The 17000-nt window shown below is 59.2% G+C and carries 18 protein-coding genes; 9 read left to right on the plus strand and 9 right to left on the minus strand.

Features of this window, described 5'->3' with window-relative positions; all coding sequences use genetic code 11:
- Nucleotides 1–122: 122 nt before the first annotated feature.
- The 3 genes from ACIPSK_RS31715 to ACIPSK_RS31725 all read right to left on the minus strand — a co-directional run bounded on the left by ACIPSK_RS31715 (nt 123) and on the right by ACIPSK_RS31725 (nt 2521).
- On the minus strand, nt 123–413 hold the full coding sequence (locus ACIPSK_RS31715) for a type II toxin-antitoxin system RelB/DinJ family antitoxin (RefSeq protein ID WP_131624483.1): 291 nt from the start codon (nt 411–413) through the stop codon (nt 123–125).
- 163 nt (nt 414–576) lie between these two features.
- Nucleotides 577–1773, minus strand: a complete 1197-nt coding sequence (locus ACIPSK_RS31720; protein ID WP_446533098.1) for an ImmA/IrrE family metallo-endopeptidase — start codon at nt 1771–1773, stop codon at nt 577–579.
- A gap of 31 nt (nt 1774–1804) precedes the next feature.
- Nucleotides 1805–2521 carry a hypothetical protein gene (locus ACIPSK_RS31725; protein ID WP_446533099.1) on the minus strand — a complete coding sequence of 239 codons (717 nt, stop codon included), beginning with the start codon at nt 2519–2521 and terminating at the stop codon, nt 1805–1807.
- 468 nt (nt 2522–2989) lie between these two features.
- On the opposite strand from ACIPSK_RS31725, the gene ACIPSK_RS31730 reads away from it, so the two are divergent.
- From ACIPSK_RS31730 to ACIPSK_RS31765, 8 genes are all read left to right on the plus strand, one after another.
- Nucleotides 2990–3196 (plus strand): hypothetical protein, encoded by a 207-nt coding sequence (locus ACIPSK_RS31730; RefSeq protein WP_446533100.1) that lies wholly within the window; start codon nt 2990–2992, stop codon nt 3194–3196.
- Nucleotides 3193–3768, plus strand: coding sequence for a hypothetical protein (locus tag ACIPSK_RS31735; RefSeq protein WP_446533101.1), 576 nt, complete (start codon nt 3193–3195; stop codon nt 3766–3768). The genes ACIPSK_RS31730 and ACIPSK_RS31735 overlap by 4 nt, the downstream gene beginning before the upstream one ends.
- Nucleotides 3769–3824: 56 nt before the next feature.
- A complete protein-coding gene (locus ACIPSK_RS31740; protein ID WP_446533102.1) occupies nt 3825–5858 on the plus strand; it encodes a ParB/RepB/Spo0J family partition protein in 2034 nt (677 codons plus the stop codon).
- 724 nt (nt 5859–6582) lie between these two features.
- Nucleotides 6583–7293 (plus strand): helix-turn-helix domain-containing protein, encoded by a 711-nt coding sequence (locus ACIPSK_RS31745; RefSeq protein WP_446533103.1) that lies wholly within the window; start codon nt 6583–6585, stop codon nt 7291–7293.
- A gap of 280 nt (nt 7294–7573) precedes the next feature.
- A complete protein-coding gene (locus ACIPSK_RS31750) occupies nt 7574–8245 on the plus strand; it encodes an AAA family ATPase (RefSeq protein ID WP_446533104.1) in 672 nt (223 codons plus the stop codon).
- Nucleotides 8242–8568 (plus strand): stability/partitioning determinant, encoded by a 327-nt coding sequence (locus ACIPSK_RS31755; RefSeq protein WP_446533105.1) that lies wholly within the window; start codon nt 8242–8244, stop codon nt 8566–8568. Before ACIPSK_RS31750 ends, ACIPSK_RS31755 begins: the two co-directional genes overlap by 4 nt.
- 50 nt (nt 8569–8618) lie before the next feature.
- Nucleotides 8619–9008 carry a type II toxin-antitoxin system RelE/ParE family toxin gene (locus ACIPSK_RS31760; RefSeq protein ID WP_046802295.1) on the plus strand — a complete coding sequence of 130 codons (390 nt, stop codon included), beginning with the start codon at nt 8619–8621 and terminating at the stop codon, nt 9006–9008.
- Nucleotides 8986–9303, plus strand: a complete 318-nt coding sequence (locus ACIPSK_RS31765; protein ID WP_446533106.1) for a helix-turn-helix domain-containing protein — start codon at nt 8986–8988, stop codon at nt 9301–9303. Before ACIPSK_RS31760 ends, ACIPSK_RS31765 begins: the two co-directional genes overlap by 23 nt.
- 43 nt (nt 9304–9346) lie before the next feature.
- Here the strand turns inward: ACIPSK_RS31765 and ACIPSK_RS31770 are convergent, their stop codons facing one another.
- The 6 genes from ACIPSK_RS31770 to ACIPSK_RS31795 all read right to left on the minus strand — a co-directional run bounded on the left by ACIPSK_RS31770 (nt 9347) and on the right by ACIPSK_RS31795 (nt 13180).
- The gene (locus ACIPSK_RS31770) at nt 9347–9904 is read right to left on the minus strand and encodes a hypothetical protein (RefSeq protein ID WP_446533107.1); all 558 of its coding nucleotides are present in this window, start codon (nt 9902–9904) and stop codon (nt 9347–9349) included.
- A gap of 19 nt (nt 9905–9923) precedes the next feature.
- Nucleotides 9924–11573: a type IV secretory system conjugative DNA transfer family protein gene (locus ACIPSK_RS31775; RefSeq protein WP_446533108.1), complete on the minus strand. Its 1650-nt coding sequence runs from the start codon at nt 11571–11573 to the stop codon at nt 9924–9926.
- The gene (locus tag ACIPSK_RS31780) at nt 11570–11857 is read right to left on the minus strand and encodes a mobilization protein (RefSeq protein ID WP_113336939.1); all 288 of its coding nucleotides are present in this window, start codon (nt 11855–11857) and stop codon (nt 11570–11572) included. Before ACIPSK_RS31780 ends, ACIPSK_RS31775 begins: the two co-directional genes overlap by 4 nt.
- 79 nt (nt 11858–11936) lie before the next feature.
- A complete protein-coding gene (locus tag ACIPSK_RS31785; protein ID WP_446533109.1) occupies nt 11937–12083 on the minus strand; it encodes a hypothetical protein in 147 nt (48 codons plus the stop codon).
- A gap of 3 nt (nt 12084–12086) precedes the next feature.
- Nucleotides 12087–12899: an NYN domain-containing protein gene (locus ACIPSK_RS31790; RefSeq protein ID WP_446533110.1), complete on the minus strand. Its 813-nt coding sequence runs from the start codon at nt 12897–12899 to the stop codon at nt 12087–12089.
- Nucleotides 12896–13180 carry a hypothetical protein gene (locus ACIPSK_RS31795; RefSeq protein WP_446533111.1) on the minus strand — a complete coding sequence of 95 codons (285 nt, stop codon included), beginning with the start codon at nt 13178–13180 and terminating at the stop codon, nt 12896–12898. Before ACIPSK_RS31795 ends, ACIPSK_RS31790 begins: the two co-directional genes overlap by 4 nt.
- 196 nt (nt 13181–13376) lie before the next feature.
- On the opposite strand from ACIPSK_RS31795, the gene traA reads away from it, so the two are divergent.
- Nucleotides 13377–16997: a Ti-type conjugative transfer relaxase TraA gene (traA, locus tag ACIPSK_RS31800; protein WP_446533112.1), complete on the plus strand. Its 3621-nt coding sequence runs from the start codon at nt 13377–13379 to the stop codon at nt 16995–16997.
- The last annotated feature ends 3 nt before the right edge of the window (nt 16998–17000 follow it).

Below are 17000 nucleotides of genomic sequence, written 5' to 3' on the forward strand. Positions count from 1 at the left end.
GAAAGTATGTGGTGATCTACACGGTCAGCGAGACAGACGTTTTCATTTTCCGCCTTCTGCACTCTGCTCAGCAGTGGCCGTAAAAATGGGGTTTTGGCGCGTGAGCACGCGCCAAAACCTTCTCATTTTCTTTTCTTTGCGAGAATGCCTCTGATCTCTGCTGCGACCTCAGCGTGGGGTATGCCTGGGCTCGTATCCTCCATCGCCTCCCTAACTTTGCTACGAAACCACTGGTCGTAAGTCTCAGGGTCGGTCGTTAGGCCTGCTGGGAGCGCGCCTTCTTTTTCAATTCGGGTGAGGAGAATCCTTACCGCGTCTGAGATTGTAAGGCCGAAGTTTGCCAGTACCTCTGAGGCATTTTGCTTCAGCTGATCATCGATACGAACGTGAAGCATTGAAGTTTGAGTGCTCATTTGGGTCTCCTTGGTGCCGACGTTGTATCTCAATTGAGATACAAATGCAAGAGACAAGTCAGATCGCGCCCTAAAGTTCCAACTTAGTTCGTCATCGACTTAGCCTTCCCGTTGCTAAAAGGGTGATCCTGAAAGCACCGTTTCTTCCTATCTTGCGGGACTATCACTTCCGCGATGGGAAGGGCAAAATGGTTGAAGCTTCACCAGGGATGCGATCCGGAGCGGTATCACGAAGCTTGAGGCCTATGACTTCCGCATTTCTTGAGAACCATCCTGGCGGCAAGGCGGTAAGGTTTTCTATGTCGCCTGCCTTCATGGTGAATTCTACGCTCAGGAGGTCCGATTTGCTGCGCACGGCAGAGTCGACGATCAGCTGCAGGGCGTTGGCAAGAACTGTCGGCTCCGAGATTGGCCAGTTCTTGTCCAGAGGCTCTTCCCGGCTCCATCCCTTGGCCGAATACAGCTTATACAGTGACGTCGCATGGTCAGTAGGGATGATGTCCAGATCCGAAAGGCGCCGTATCTGCGCTTTTACCGAAACCCGCCAGCGCTCCTTCAGGGACAGCAGAGACGCAAGCGACGCGCTCTTTACCTCATAGGAATATGTCGTTGCGGGCATCAGGAATGCGCTCGCAAACCGAAACGCCTGGCGCTCGATTTCCTTGAGATCCTTTTTCAGCTCTTCCTCGGAAACGTGGCGATGCAGGATCGCATGACCGAGTTCGTGCGCAGCATCCATCTGCCGGCGCGGGAACGACATCTTGTCCGTGGACAGCAAAATATGCGGCCGATTGCCTCCTTGAGCCCAGCTGCACAGGCCATCCAGCTTTGAAGTCCCCATCTCAATGGAACCGACAATGCATCCGATCCGCTCGAGCAGCGGCATCATATCAATGCAGGGTCCATCACCAACGCTCCAATGCGTGCGCAGGTCAGAGGCGATCTGCTCGATGTCCTCGTCGCGGAGCTGCTTATAGGAGGCACCCTGTAATACGTCCGGAATATCGACCTCCGGGAAATCCACATAATGCTCCACGATACTGCTGATTTCCTGCAGCCAGTGCATCTGGGATTCCTGGTAGTTCAGATCTTTCACCAAGGTCGATGCCAAGGTGCGGTAAAACAGAGGCCGGTCGCTGTTGGCGACCGGTCTAAGAAAAAACTCTCTGCGAACGTGAAGGTGAGCTGCCAACTCAGCTAAGGCATCGGCATCAGGGGCGCTGGTCCCGTCCTCCCAGCGGGTGACCGTGCTGGGGTTGACGCTGATCAGGGTGGCCAATGCCTTCTTGCTTATAATTCTTCGTGCTGCTCTCGCCTCGATCAATCTTTCAGGGACGAATCCCGGAGTTCCTACACGCATGCATTTCCTTCCCCGGCTTTATCAGCACGGGTCACTTCGTATCTCTGTCGTTGTCATTGGCGCCGTCAGGCTGCTCTGGTGGTACAAATGGTTTGATCGTCTTCTTCAAACTGATGATCGGTTTCTTCGCACCAGCACCAGACGACGGCGCCGGAGCGATTACCGGCTCATCGGCATAACCTTCAAGGTATTTGTCGAGCGGCTCGTAGAAAAGATATTGCTCGTAGGCCGCATCGATCACACCGATGGCGAATTCGCTGATCTTTCCGCCCCGCTCACGGTCACGAGCCACAAGGAACAGGACAAAAATGTCGCCGGTCTTGGGCCCTGTTCCATCAAGGTCGAGGCGCGGGGAGAGGTAGTAGTTGAGCGTTACGCCAGCCTTGCGCGACACGTTCTTCACGGGCAGCGCTTTCGGCTCCGGCATGGCTGCAAGACCGAAGATGATCCCCTGCCCGTTGACCTCAAACCGCATGAAAGGCTGGAAGATCTTCAAATCGGTGAGTGGGATGATGCCGTTTTCGAGCAACTTGCCACCGTGAAGTTCACAGGTTTCCCGAAACGCCTTCTCCATCATGCGAAAGCGGGCATGCCCCTCCAGTTCTCGGCTTGGCTTGGGGTCGAGGCCTGCGTGGTCGCGTACCATCGTAAAGGCCTTGAGTGCGGAAGCGCTCAACCGGTCTTCCAGATCGAGGAAGAGATTCTTGAACAAGGCCGGCGGGAACCGTCTTTTGATATAGTGCTCCACAGTGCGCTCCGCGTCGAATTGCAAAATACAGGATTTATATATTAAAAAATTGCGTAAAGAGCAAGTGGGTATAATGATCCTCAACCTATCATCACCGGAAAACTCATGGGCACGTCTCTCCGTGACCAGGCTCTATTCCGCCGCGGCCGTGCCGCAGCTCCACGGAGCCCCGGTTCGGGTTTCCGCCGACGAGCGGTGACGCGGTGACGATCCTTCGTGCATCCGGCATCCTTGCCGGGAGATGACGCGCGATTGCGCGAGTTCGTTTGCCTGGTGGGGGAACCGAGGGCCTTGCCCTTCTCGCCCCCAAAATAGCCTTCCGCCCAGCTTCCTCCACTGCGCTTGCGCTGCGTTCCGTGCAGCTGGTTCCCCGCGAAGGCTATTTTCCCCCTCCAACCCACCGCTCGCGCGGCCCCGGGAAGCAGGACGAGGTCCTGCTTCGCAGTCCAAAAAGGAAAGGACAAGGGAATGTGCGAACCTACTTTCGAGGAATGGTTTTTCAGCTTCGCGGGGGAGCTGGCGCGACTCAACGCCGACTTGCCGGATTTCGATGCCGCCTATGACCGGTATTTTCCGGCCTATGAAGACGGTATTTGCGGCGGTACATGCGCCCGTCACGTCGCCGGGATCGGCTCGGCCGCCGTCTATGCCGACGAGTGGGAGGACGCCGAATGATGCGCTTCGCTCCCTCCCGCGAATTCTACATCCCGAGCGGTTCCGTTAAGATCGCCGACAAGGCCAGCGACGGCATTGTCTATATCTACACCAGCCATAAGGGACGACCCGCCGCCATGGCCTTCCACGGCAAGGCCGCAAAGCCCGACTGGCATCATAGCTTTGCCAGCACCGAGGCCCGCGAACACAAAATCCGCCAGCATTTCGAGGGGCGGCGGCGCTGGTCGGAATGGAAGCAGGAGCGTCGCGACGAGCGCAAGAAACCGCACGGTTTCGAGACCGGCCATGTCCTTTATGCCTCATGGGGTTACGACCAGACCAACATCAATTTCTATCAGGTGACCGCCATCATCGGCGCACACATGGTCGAGGTCCGCGAGGTCGGACAAATCTCTGCCGACAAGGGCGATGAACCCTGGATGACCGGCAAGGTCGTTCCCCATCTGGACGCCTTCACCGGCCAGCTCCTGCGCCGCCGCGTTAACGGGCGCTCCAAATCTGTGCGCATCGACAATGTGCGAACCGCCTTCCTTTGGGACGGTCGCCCGATCAACTGGACCGGCTACGCCTGACGGCCGCCCCTCCCCCACTGATATTTTCCGATCACACCAACATGAGGACCAATCCCATGAACGTTATCACCATGCCCGAAACTGCCGAAACCATCGCCATCGAGGTCGCCGCAGCGGCCCCGGTTACCTCCCTCATGCATGACACACAGCAGATTCCGCTTTCCAAGTTGGTCGCCAGTTCGAAAAACGTGCGCAAACGCAATGCCGCCATGACCATCCCGGAACTTGCAGCCAGTATCGAGGCGCATGGGCTGATCCAGAATCTGACCGTCAGGAAGACCACTAGGGGCAATAAGTACGAGGTGGTTGCGGGAGCGCGGCGCTTTGCTGCCCTGCTCCACCTCGTCGCACAGGGCAAGATCGACAAAAGCGCCGTCATTCCGTGCAATCTGCGCAGCGGCGAGGCCAACGACACGGAGGTTTCCCTTGCCGAGAACACGCAGCGCGAGGCCATGCACATCTGCGATGAGATTCTGGCCTATCGTCAGCTGATCGAGGAAGGCATGACCCCGGAGACCATCGCCGCCCGTTTCGGCCAGTCGGTCGTCACCGTGCGCCAGAGGCTCAAGCTTGCCAATCTTTCCCCTAAAATTCTAGGGGCTTTGCGCGACGATGCAATCCGTATTGATCAGGCCAAGGCTCTGGCGATCAGCGACGACCACGACGCACAGGACCGGGCATGGTTCGACACACAGTCATGGAACCGTGATCCGCATTCGCTTCGCGCCATGCTGACCCGCGATCATGTCCGTAGCACTGACAAACTTGCCCTGTTCGTCGGGGTCGAGGCTTACGAAGCGGCGGGTGGCACGATCGCGCGTGACCTGTTTTCCGAGGCCGATAGCACCTTCCTGACGGATCGAGCCTTGCTGACAAAGTTGGCAAAAAAGGCGCTCGAACAGAAAGCAGAATCCCTGAAAATCAGGGGATGGAAATGGGTTGATACCAACCTCGGAACATCGGCCATCCATAATGGCGGTTTCGCCCGTATCTTCCCTATCAGCCATGCCCCGACCGAAGCCGAGCAGACCGAGCTTGCCGGTCTTGTCGAACAGTTCGATGAGATCGCGGGCCGGATCGAGGACTATGCCGATGGCGATCCGGCCATTGATGCCGACGAGGCCGAACTTGCCCGGATCGAACAGCGCATCGAGGATATCAAGAGTGCGGGAAAGGTCTACGATGCCGAGGAAAAGGCGCTGGCCGGTTGCATCGTCACCATTGCGCACGATGGCACCATGCATATCGAGCAGGGGCTTGTTCAGCCCGACGATCTGGCCGCGCTGCGCGCCTTGCGCAATCCGGACGCCGCAAACGGTGATGCCGGTCAGGATGATGAAAGCGTGAGTGCTGGAACCATCCCTGCCGTTTCTGCAAGTGCAAAGCATGGCGACGACGAAACCGACGAACAGCCCATGGCCTTTTCCGCCGCGCTGATCGAGGAACTGACGGCGATCCGCACCGCCGCCATGCGCAATGAACTGACTCAGCGGCCCGAACTGGCGCTTGCCGTCATGCTCTATCCGCTCGTCCTGAAAACCTTCCTGACCGGGAACGGCTATTGGCGGATCGGTTCCGCCATCGAGATCAACGGGCAGGTGAAAGACCTCGCCCCTTCGATCAAGGAAACGGACGCTTGCGATGCACTCAACGAATGGACCCGCATCCACGAAACGTGGGGCTATAAGCTACCCGGTAATCCGGGCGATCTTTGGGAATGGCTGTTGGAGCAGCCATTGCACGGTCTTCTCGAACTGCTGGCGGTCGTCACCGCCGCCAATATCAACGCCGTCGAGGCGAAGCACGATCATGACCGCGAACGGCTGGCCCATGCCGATCAGCTGGCCGCAGCCCTGAAACTCGACATGAACAAGCATTGGGAGGCGAGAGCCCCCTTCCTCTCCCGTTTGTCCAAGGCGCAGATTGCCGAGGTGATGGAAGACGCCGGTTGCGCGAAATGCGCCATCAAAGCGACGACCAGGGCGCCGAAGACCGAGGCCGTGGAGCTGGCGGAAAAGGCCCTTGCCGGAAAAGCGTGGCTTCCCGTTCCCCTGCGCTCGCCCATCGAGGACGCGCAGGAAGGCGAATAAAGCCGCACCGCTGGCGATCGCCGCCGAATAATATGGATTGGGCTACAACCGGCTTCTTTTCCTATTAGTCTCATCCGGCGCGTTTCCGCGCCGGGTTTTGCTTATAAAAAGATAGCTGCTTATAATCTGTTTTATTATTATTTCATTTGTCGCCGGGCTGGTTCTGGTCGGGATCGACCCGCCCTGAACCAGTTGAGAGGCGCCCGCGCCCCGCCTCTCAATCTCTCCACCCACCCCTTCGTCTTCCGGGTGAGTGACCACTAAAAGATGCCACTGCAGATTTGCACCTTGCAGAATCAGTCCGAATCGCAGTTTCATGTAACGATGAGCACAGCGAAACCAGTCAGAGAAAAAGTGGCAGCCCATCGCCAGCGTTTGCGTGAGGCAGGGCGAGTGTACGTAAGTACCGATCTTCCCACCGATCTTGTGGACTGTCTTGATAAGATCAAGACAGAACGCGGGCTGGCGTCGCGGGCGCAAGTGTTTGAGTTAGCTTTAAAGGCGTTTGTTGAAAATGAAATGAGGGCATAACGAAAAAACCCCTCGCCGCTGGTAACGGCTAGGGGTTTTCGGTCAGTTACGACATCGGCTTTTGAGGCCCGCAATTTCTAGCCTCAAAATAGCCGAGTGTTCACGAACCTGCAAGGGGTGTCCTTTGCAGGAACGATGAATCTTTGTCCGCTGTCCACAGTCGTGCCCGCCTGAAAAGGAGGCGGAAAAGACCATGTTTGAACAGATTGGGACGGTGCTCGCAGGAGCGCCGGCCGAACGGGAACGCACACCTGTTCGGCGGCAGAGCCGTGCGCGCGGCCGCTGCGAAGGTGTATTCTGGCGACGGACGAACCGGCAGGACGTGCGCACGATCGTGTTGGCCGCACGCCGCTACGAACTGGCAGGCCGACAGCCAGGCGCACGCAATGGCCCCTTGGGGGGCGTGGCGATCGAGTTGCTGGAGCTATTTGCCAATCTCGTTGATTTCCGCACCGGCCGGTTGGAACCGTCGATCGACACGCTCATGCTGAAGCTCAGGCGATCACGTGACGCGATCGTGCGGGCGCTGAGGAACTTGCGCGCCCATGGTTTCCTCGACTGGCTGCGGCGCTATCAGCCGACAGGCAACGAGGGACGCGGCCCACAGGTTCAGCAAACCAGTAACGCCTATCGCATGTCCTTGCCAGATCGCGCGCGGCAACTCCTTGGACGTTGGGGCGTGACCCCTCCCCTTCCGGACGATCATGTTCAGGCCGAGGCGGAACGTGCTGCGGGTATCGAGGCGCATCGGGCGTCGCTCGATATCGAGGAGAGAACACTATTTGATGTTGGCAACAATCCCTTGGGGCAGGCGCTTGCCCGCCTTGGAAAGGCAATCACTCTACGTGAGTCCGCCAGACAGACTGAATCCCTATTTGGTTCTATAACTAATAGACGAAAATAAGCGGACGCCGCTGTCCGGGCCTCTTACGAGGCCCTGCGGCGGTTCCGACCCGCGTTACGTGCGGGTCGGCACGGCAACAACAGCATCCTAAAAACGCACCATCGCACGTGCTGTCGATGTCCTATGGCTTTTGAAAAGGGTGGGGAAGAAAGGCCGGATAAAACAACTTAGCAGCTTGTAAGCTGCTAGCTTTTTATTGGCTGATAGCAAGCTGCATGTAAATTGTTTGTAAATACACATCTGCTAGCTTTCTGCTGATTAGCAGTTTCGGAGATGCTTCATGCCAGTCATTTCATTCGTGTCGAGCAAAGGCGGAGTCGGGAAAACAACATCTGCTGTCGTACTTGCCGGCGAATTCGCTGCCGCCGGTCGCAAGGTGGTTCTGATCGACGCCGACCCCAACCGCCCGCTTGAAGCCTGGGCCCGCCTGAAGGGGACGCCGGAAACACTGCAGCTTATGATTGACGATTCCGCCGAAACCATCATCGATACGATCGAGGAAGCCCGGGCAAACGCCGATTTTGTCATTGTTGATCTGGAAGGAACCGCCACCGACCGAATTGGTTTTGCGATTGCCCGTTCGGATCTCGTTTTAATTCCGCTCCAAAGCTCCGTTCTTGACGCGTCAGAGGCCGCTAAGTCCGTGAAGCTGGTTCACCAGATGCGGAAGGTTGCCAATCGGGAGATTCCTTACAGGGTTTTCTTCACGCGCGTCCCGCCAGCTATTCGCGAGCGGACCGCGCGAGATATCGACCGGCAGTTTTCCGACGCGGCCATACCAGTTTTACCTGCAACTCTTATTGACCGTGCCGCGTACCGGGCGTTGTTTTCTCTTGGCGGAATTCTTCACGATCTGGAACGATCCGATGTGTCGGGATTGGAGAGCGCCAAGGAAAATGGTCGCGAATTTGCTCAGGCAGTTATCAACGTTTTGAAAGGAGAGGGTGCATGAGTAGCGAAGACAAGAAGCGAGCGACCCTCGATTTCGGAAATCTAAACGATACGCCAGCGCCGCCTGTCGACAGTGATGCTGTGAAGGCTGCCACCAGAGCTGCAGGGTTCCGAGAAACGCCCAAGGCTTCCGCTTCCGAAACAGTAGTTTCCATCCGAGCCACCCGTAGAACACGTCGAAAAACAGGACGTACAGAACAATTCGCTACACGCCTTCGGGCAGAGACGATCGAGGCGATTTACAACTATGCGGATCAGCATGAGATCACGCTGGCTGAGACCATCGAGCGCGCAGTCGCTGCTCTTAGGAATGATGCGAAGTGACGCTCTTGAAGTGTAACGCTCGGTGTTATATTTAGGGTGTAGGAAATCTCGTGAGAGTTTTTAAAAACGGTTGGTTTCAGAAGTTTGCCCGGAAAGAGAAAATCTCTGACGCGATGCTTTGCGAGGCTGTTGCGCGCGCCGAACGCGGCCAGATTGATGCCGATCTAGGAGCTGGCCTTATCAAGCAGCGCGTTGCTCGGCCCGGCGCTGGGAAGTCTGGCGGATTCCGGACACTGGTTTTCTTTCGAGCGCAAACGAGAGCGGTCTTTGCATTCGGGTTTGCGAAGAGTGATATGGCCAATCTCGATGCTGGGGATGAAGCTTACATGAAAAAGGCCGCGAAACTCGTCTTGGGATTTACAGACGCGCAAATGAAAGCGGAAGTCGATGCGGGTCGAATGCTAGAGGTGAAATGCGATGACAAAGACTTACAAGAGTGAGGCACTGGCAGCCGTCCATGAAATGATAGAGGGATTCTACGAGTCCGGCGCGATCGACAAACGGACGATGCGTGAATTTGATGAAGGGTGCCTGACAACCGTGGAGCCGCTAACCCCGGAGGAAATTCGCACTATCCGTGAGCGCGAGAGCATTTCTCAGCCGGTGTTTGCCCGATATCTCAACGTTAGCAAGGGGCTGGTGTCAGATTGGGAACGCGGCGTTAAAAGGCCAAGCGGTCCTGCTCTGCGTTTGCTGACTGTTATACGGAACAAGGGATTACAGGCGATCGCCTGATTGCGCGACGATAGTCGCGTCCGGCCCGGAGGCGAACGCTCTTTCAGTTGGGCGGTAGAGAGCCGGAGGGCCGCCCGTGACAATGCCCCGGTACGTCAGCGCCGGGACGATTCTCGTTCTTCGGGCTTAATCTCCCCAATGCGGTTTCCAGGGTGTGCACGGTCCCAATGGCGCCGTCAGATATAGCCATCACCCTCTTTATGTTTTGCAACTTGTAGGCAATTTCAGCTTCGGTAAGTCCGAACAGGGCAGGGGATGCGATCGCCTGTTCGAGCGCGACGATGATTCCAGCGTCTGCGATGCAGGTGCTCAGCCGCGCGAGGCCAGTTGCGCGCTCACTGTCTGAAACCGAGCCATCGGCGATCCGGTCAAGCTTTTCATCCGGGGAACGCACAATGTCGCCCAGAGCGGCGACCGCGCTGACCATCTTGTACAGGTCCTTGGCCCGCCTGGTCGGCATGAGCAGAAACGATGAGACAACGGAAAAGCGCTGTTCGACTGCCGAACGGGACGTTTTGAATTTGTCCGGTGCCTCCAGCAATTGGCGCATCGTTTCCACCACGCCGGCATTCTCCACTAATATCTCCAGTTCGGTTGACATATTCCCTCCGATTGGCGCGTCAGATACGATCGAACGTTCCCTTGAACTCCCGGTCGCTATAATAGGCGAGTTTGCCGGCAACGATCGGCCGCTGTCCGGCGAGGAACAGTAGTTCGGTGTATTGTGGCAGGTTGCGGACCTCGTCGGGTGTCAGCAACGGGCGGCCGACATGCTGTTCGCCGTAGGAGATCCCCGTCTTATCGGAATCGAGCGCGCGGCCCATGCTTTCGAAGACGACGGTCGATTGCCCAAGCATGTCGGAAACGAGGCGGGCGCTTTCGTGGTCATTGACGCCGAAAACCTGCAGGACGCCGGCATTGGATAGGAAGGTGCCGGCCCGCTGCCCGTAGGTGGCGCGCAGCTGGTGGACGTCCTGCAGGATCGGCCAGAGCTGAACACCGTAGCCAGCCATGAGGCCCATGGCGCGCTCGACGGGAGCCAGGTGCCCGAGAGAGGCGAACTCATCCAGTAGGTAGAGGACCGGCACGGCAGGCTTACCGGGGGCGCGGGCCATTTCGAGCAAACTTTGCGTCACAAGCAGGCGCAGCCAGCGCGAATAGGTCGAGAGGCGATCGGGCGGCAGCACGAGGAAGACCGTCGCGGTGCGGCTCTTGAGATCGGCAAACCAGAAGTCCGACCGACCGAGCACGCGGGCCATGCGCGGCGAGTCGAGGAAATGGGTATGGCGCTGGGCGGCCGAGAGGACGCCGGCCGCTTCGCGATCGGATTTTCCGAGATGGCGGTTGGCGGCACGGGCGACCAGGCCACCCGCGGCGGTCGAGTCCTGCATTTCCTTCATGAGCCCGGTAAAGGCTTCAGGTGCCAGGGTGAGGTTTTCCCGGAGAGTGACCAGCGAACGCCGGCTGGGGGGCTCGTGCGCGACGATATGGAGGATCATTCCGCCGATGAGCGCCTTGGCCTCCTCGTTCCAATGCGCCTCACCGGCCATGCCTGGTTCGTCAAAGACAAGGGCGTCGGCGAGTGTGCTCGCGTCTTCCGCGACATCGAGGCCGTTCGGATCAAGCGCGTCCAGCGGATTGAAGGCGGCCAGCGGTTCGGCCGTCGCGCCGAAGGGATCGAGGACGTGGACTGGGCCGAACTGGCGACGGGCACGACCGGCAATCCTGGCATTCTCGCCCTTGGGGTCGATGCAGATCACCGAGCGGTCAGCGGTCAGGAGATTCGGGATGATGGTTCCCACACCCTTGCCAGTGCGCGTCGGCGCCATCGTCAGCAGATGGGACGGTCCATCATAGCGTAGCAGCTTTCCGGTTTTGCTGTCCCGGCCGATCAACAGGCCCGAGCTAGTGCGGGTGAGGGGAGCGACCTCCTTGTTGGTGGCGAAGCGAGCCGTGCCGTGCGTATCCCCATCCATATCCCCGAAGTGTTCGATCATTGGATTGGTAAGAAGCCGAAAGGCGAAGATGAGAATGACGATCGTCACGACTATATTGGCGATCCATCGGGACACAAACCAGGCTTCGGGAATGGCGAAAGGGATCGCAGCGAGGATGATGGCGATTACGAGAAAACCAAGCCCGACCTGGTAAAAATAAACGACCGTGCGGAACGGCGATATGACGATATTGATAATAGCCCATACGGGATCGCTTGCCGCCTTGCGCAGCATGTTTCTGAAGGCGGCCCATGCAAGTGTAGCCTGGTTCATGACGTGGCCTCGCTACCATTTGCCGCCCTTGGCTTCAGGAGATCGTCAAGAACTTCCCTGTCAGCATCGCGGGTGAGGAAGCCCGGCAGCTCGCGGCGCAACCAGTCACCGAGATTTTTAGAAAAGTCGTCGCGGCCCGCTTCGAGGCGATGCAGAACCAGCGCACCGAGTAGGACCTTGCGGCGTGTATCCTTGGCGCGTTCCTGCTTGTTGAGACGAGCCTGAAGGGTTTTCTTCTGTGCTTCGAGCTGGGCGAGCCGTTCCTCGATCGTCTTTCTTGGCACAGTGGTTGCTCCTTTCATGGTTGCGGAAATTTTCAGCTTCCTTTGGGCGGGCCGCCAGCTATATGGGCGCGTGCCGTCGTCACGAGGGTGCGGCGCGCACGCGGGCATCGGAGATTCGGGTAACGGTTGCGTTTTGCAGGCCCATCAGGAAGGCGGGGCCCAGCACCAACAGGGAAACCCGCCAGTTGGCCATCATCCAGAGATCGGCGCCCTGACTGATCAGCATCGCTTACCCGCGTCTGGCTTTAAGCTTAACCATGACCACCTTCGGATGATCGCCTACGCGCTCGATATCGAGGATCCCGGAGGCCTCCGCTAAATCGCTCAGCCGGGCAAAGCCATAGTTGCGAGCGTCAAAATCGGGGGCCTGTTTGGCGAGATGGGTACCGACGCGTCCGAGGTGGGCGCGGCCATCTTCATCGGCCGAGGCGGATACGGCCTTTTCAAGCATCTGCAAGGTGGCATCGTCGAGCTTTCCTTTCGCCGGCCCAGACGGCGCCGGCACGGCCTTCTCCGGCTCGGTTTTCTCAGGGATCAGTGTCTTCATCGCCGTTCGAGCGGCGGCGACCTTGCGCCCCGGCACGGCACTTGCTCCCGCCTCTTCGGCTGGCTCGCCGAGCACATCGAAATAGACGAATTTGTCACAAGCGGTGATGAACGGTCGAGGCGTTTTACGCTCGCCAAAACCGTAGACAGTGATGCCTTGTTCGCGGATGCGCGCGGCAAGCCTCGCAAAGTCGCTATCGCTTGAGACGATGCAAAATCCGGAGAAGCGGCCAGTGTAAAGCAGATCCATGGCGTCAATGATCATTGCGCCATCGGTGGCATTTTTTCCCGTCGTGTAGGCGAACTGCTGGACCGGCTGGATGGAGTGCTCCAGCAAACATGCCTTCCAGCCATTCAGATTGGGTTTTGTCCAGCCGCCATAGATGCGCTTGACGCTAGCAATGCCATAGTTGGCAATCTCGGCCAGCAGACCGGTAACGATGTTAGGGCTGGCGTTATCGCCGTCGATCAGCAGGGCGAGGGTGTCTTGCGTCATATTCTGAAACTCGCTTCCTCCGGGTGATTGCCGCGATAGGCCAGTATCTTGTTGCCGCTGATGTCCAGAAGCTCGACGTAGCGAAGGCGAGTATTCGCACGGATCATATTTGCCGCCAGTTCGACGCAGCCAGGATCGGCGCCATGGCTGCATAGGACGGTCAGGCGCTCGTCGCCCGACAGCATTTCGATCAGGGACATTGCCTCCGATTTGTGATTGTCGTTCATCCGCACCTCCAGCGCGTATTCTAACCAGCGATCCGCATTTTTCCAGCGTTTCACAAATATTTGTACATGCTGTGGTTGAAAATCAGCCTCCGGGATGCTGAAAATGCGGCATGCATTTCATGCTTCCATCGTTATGCGCTTGCGCCACACCGTGGCCGATTGAGCGAAGCGATTGAGGTTAAGGGCGCACTTACGAGTTGCTGCGCAACTCAGATGCGCCGATCGTAAATCGGGAAAGGACAGACGGCGTTTGGCGATCTATCACGCAAGCATGAAGCCGGTAACGCGGGCCAGCGGCAGAAGCGCTGTTGCCTCGGCGGCCTATCGTGCCGGCGAGCGCCTGACGAACGAACGCGATGGCATCACGCATGACTTCACCCGCAAGGAGGGTGTGGAGCATGCGGAAATCGTGCTTCCAGATGGCGTTAGCGCGGAATGGGCGAAGAGCCGCGAGAAGCTTTGGAATGCGGCGGAATTCGCCGAAAGCCGGAAAGACGCGCGTGTCGCCCGCGAATTTGAAATCGCATTGCCGCATGAGCTGACGGCCGAGCAGCGCCTGGAGCTGACGCGGGAGTTCGCCCAGGACCTGGCGAACCGCTACGGCGCGGGGGTGGATTTCGCCATCCACCGGCCGCATGATGCGAGCGACGTTAGAAACCACCACGCCCATCTTTTGATGACGACGCGGCAGGTGAACGAGGAGGGGCTGGGCGAGAAAACCTTCATTGAGCGGGAGAACAAGTGGCTCCTGAAAAACGACTTGCCGACCTCGCATATGCAGCTGCGCGATATCCGTCAATCGTGGGAGAGCCATGCCAATCAGCATCTCGCTATGGCCGGGCACGATATCCGGATCGACCATCGCTCGCATCAGGAACGCGGTCTGGAACTTGAGCCGACCGAACATATGGGTGTGCATTCGACGCAGATGCAGCGGCGCGGGCGTGACGTGTCGCGCGGCCGGATCGATGAAGACGCAGCCAATCGTAATGCCGAGCTGATCCGGGAAAAGCCCGAGCAGGTGCTTTCGATCATCACGAACGAGAAGAGCGTCTTCGATCGTCACGACATTGCGCGCACGCTTCATCGCTACATCAATGATGACGCACAGACATTTCAGAATGCGTTCGCGCAGGTGATGGCGTCGCCGGCACTTGTCGAGCTTCAGCCGGAGCGGGCCAATCCGGAGACGGGCGAGATCGAGCTTGCGCGCTTCTCGACCCGCGAAATGGTCGAGATCGAAAACGCCATGGCCGACCGCGCGGAGGTCATGAAACATGCGCGGAGCCATAGCGTCGACCGACATCATGTCGATCGAGCGATAGAGAAGCAGGATACCGCCATCCGAACAAGCGCCGATGATCCGTCGGCGCGACTTTCCGACGAGCAGCGACGGGCGGTCGAGCATATCACCGGACCGGAGCGGATCGCTGCCGTCGTCGGTTACGCCGGCGCCGGCAAGAGCACGATGCTTTCGGCGGCGCGCGAAGCATGGGAGGCACAGGGCTACACGGTTCACGGCGCGGCGTTGTCGGGCAAGGCGGCCGAGGGGTTGGAGGAATCTTCCGGCATCCAGAGTCGCACGCTCGCGTCCTATGAATATCGCTGGCAGAACGACCGCGGTCGACTTAACCGCGGCGACGTGTTCGTAATCGACGAGGCGGGCATGATCGGGAGCCGGCAGCTCTCCCGGTTCATCAACGAGGCCGATGCGCGCGGAGCGAAGATCGTTTTTGTCGGCGACCATGAGCAGCTACAGGCGATCGGGGCCGGCGCACCGTTCCGCGCCATTGCCGAGCAGATCGGTCATGCCGAACTTTCCGAGATTCGTCGGCAGCGCGTGGACTGGCAGCGGGAGGCGTCCGTTGACTTCGCCACACATCGGACGGCCGAGGGCCTGGCCGCCTATCATGAGCATGGTGATATTCGGCTTAGCGAGACGCGGGACGACGCGCGGGGCGAGATCGTGCACGATTATCTTGCCGATCGGGGCGAGCGGCCGGACGGCACACGCGTTGCGATGGCACATCGCCGGGCCGATGTGCGGGCGATCAATGACGAGATCAGATCGGCCCTGCAGGAGCGTGGCGAGCTGGCGAAAGGCGAGGATGCCGGCGAGCTGACTTTCCAGACCAATGACGGCAAACGATCGTTCGCGGCCGGCGACCGCATCGTGTTCCTTGAGAACGACCGCGACCTTGGCGTCAAGAACGGGATGCTTGGCACGGTCGAGCGCGTCGATGCCGGCCGACCGGGTGCCGGCCCCATGATCGTCGCGCAGCTCGACGGCCCAGGCGGGAAGGGAAGGGGTGACAGCATCAGCGTGCCGATGGAAGAATATCGCGCCGTCGACCACGGCTATGCGACGACGATTCACAAGAACCAGGGCGCGACGGTCGACCGCGCCTATGTGATGGCGTCGGGCACGATGGACCGGCATCTGACTTATGTCGCCATGACGCGGCATCGCGACGGCGTGCAGCTCTATGCGGCACAAGACGAGTTTGCCGACCGGAACGCCGGCCGTCTGGTCGAGCATGGCACCGCGCCCTACGAGCACGACCCGAGGAACCGCAACAGTTATTTCGTGACGCTGGAAAACGGTCACGGTCAGAAACACACGGTTTGGGGCGTGGATCTGGAGCGCGCCATGAAGGAAGCCGCACCGGAGATTGGAGAAAAGATCGGCCTTGAGCATCGCGGATCGGAGACGGTGCGTCTTCCAGACGGCACCACAGCCGAGCGCAATGCCTGGAAGGTGCATAACGGCGGCGAGCTGGCATACCGGCAGCTTGAAAACCGGCTCAGCCGGTCGGGCGTGAAGGAAACGACGCTCGATTACACGCGAGACTTTTCCGAGCGGCGCGGGATCGCGGAGCAAATGGGCGTCCGGAGCGAGATCGAGCTACGTCCAGACAGTGAGTCGCAGGAGCAAACCCGGGCCGAGCATCAAGCGCAGCGGCCGGGCATCGAAGCCGAAAAAGGGGGCGAGGATCCTCACCAGGTTTCTCCGCTGCCCGAGGATCTCGCCCGGGACCGTGGCGACGATCGGCCGCAGCCGCAGCGTAGGGGCATGTTCGAGGGCCTGAAGCTCGGGCGGAGCGCGGCGGCCGAGGGGCCGACAGTGCAAGACCGTTCGGAGCAGGCCCAGGAGAAGGCGGAGCAGACCGAGACACCACGGCGCAGCATGTTCGATGGCTTGAAGCTCAATGCAGGACGCGAAACCTCAGCTGCCCACGACGAGCCGGCAAGAGGGGAGTGTCTGGAGGAGGCGCCGGCGCAGGAAAGGCAGCGTGAGCGCCTGGCCCGTCCATCCGACGTCGAACGCGCTATAGATCGTTATGCGCGGGCCTATGACGCGGCCGAGCGGAATCACCGCGAGGGCTTGCCGATCCTTGAGACCCAGAGTCGAGAATTGCAGCAGGCGGGCCAGCAGCTCGACCAGGCGCAGCCCGGAGCATCGGCGCTGATGGCGTCAGCGTTGCGGCATGATCCTGAGGCACGCCAGGCGATGACCGAGCTTTCGGGCCGCGAACGTGTGGAGCAGCTCAGCGCAGGCATGAACCGTGAGCGCGCTGCGCTGGCAGATCCGGACGTTAGGGCCGAACGGTTCGTCGACCGTTGGCAGGAGCTACAAAGCGAGCGGCAGGAGCTTCGCGGCTGGCACCACGATGATGCGCGCGGGCAAGTCGAGGGGCAAATGCGCGACATGGCTCAGAGCCTTGAGCGCGATCCACAGGTGGAGTCCATCTTGCGTGACCGTAGCGATGGTCTCGGCATCCGAAATCTTCAGCACAGTCAGAGCCTTTCACGGGCAATGGAACAGCAGCTCACTGAGAACCGAAGCCAAAACTTCGGAATGGAACGATAGGAG

This window comes from Rhizobium sp. LARHSG275, from assembly GCF_052871115.1.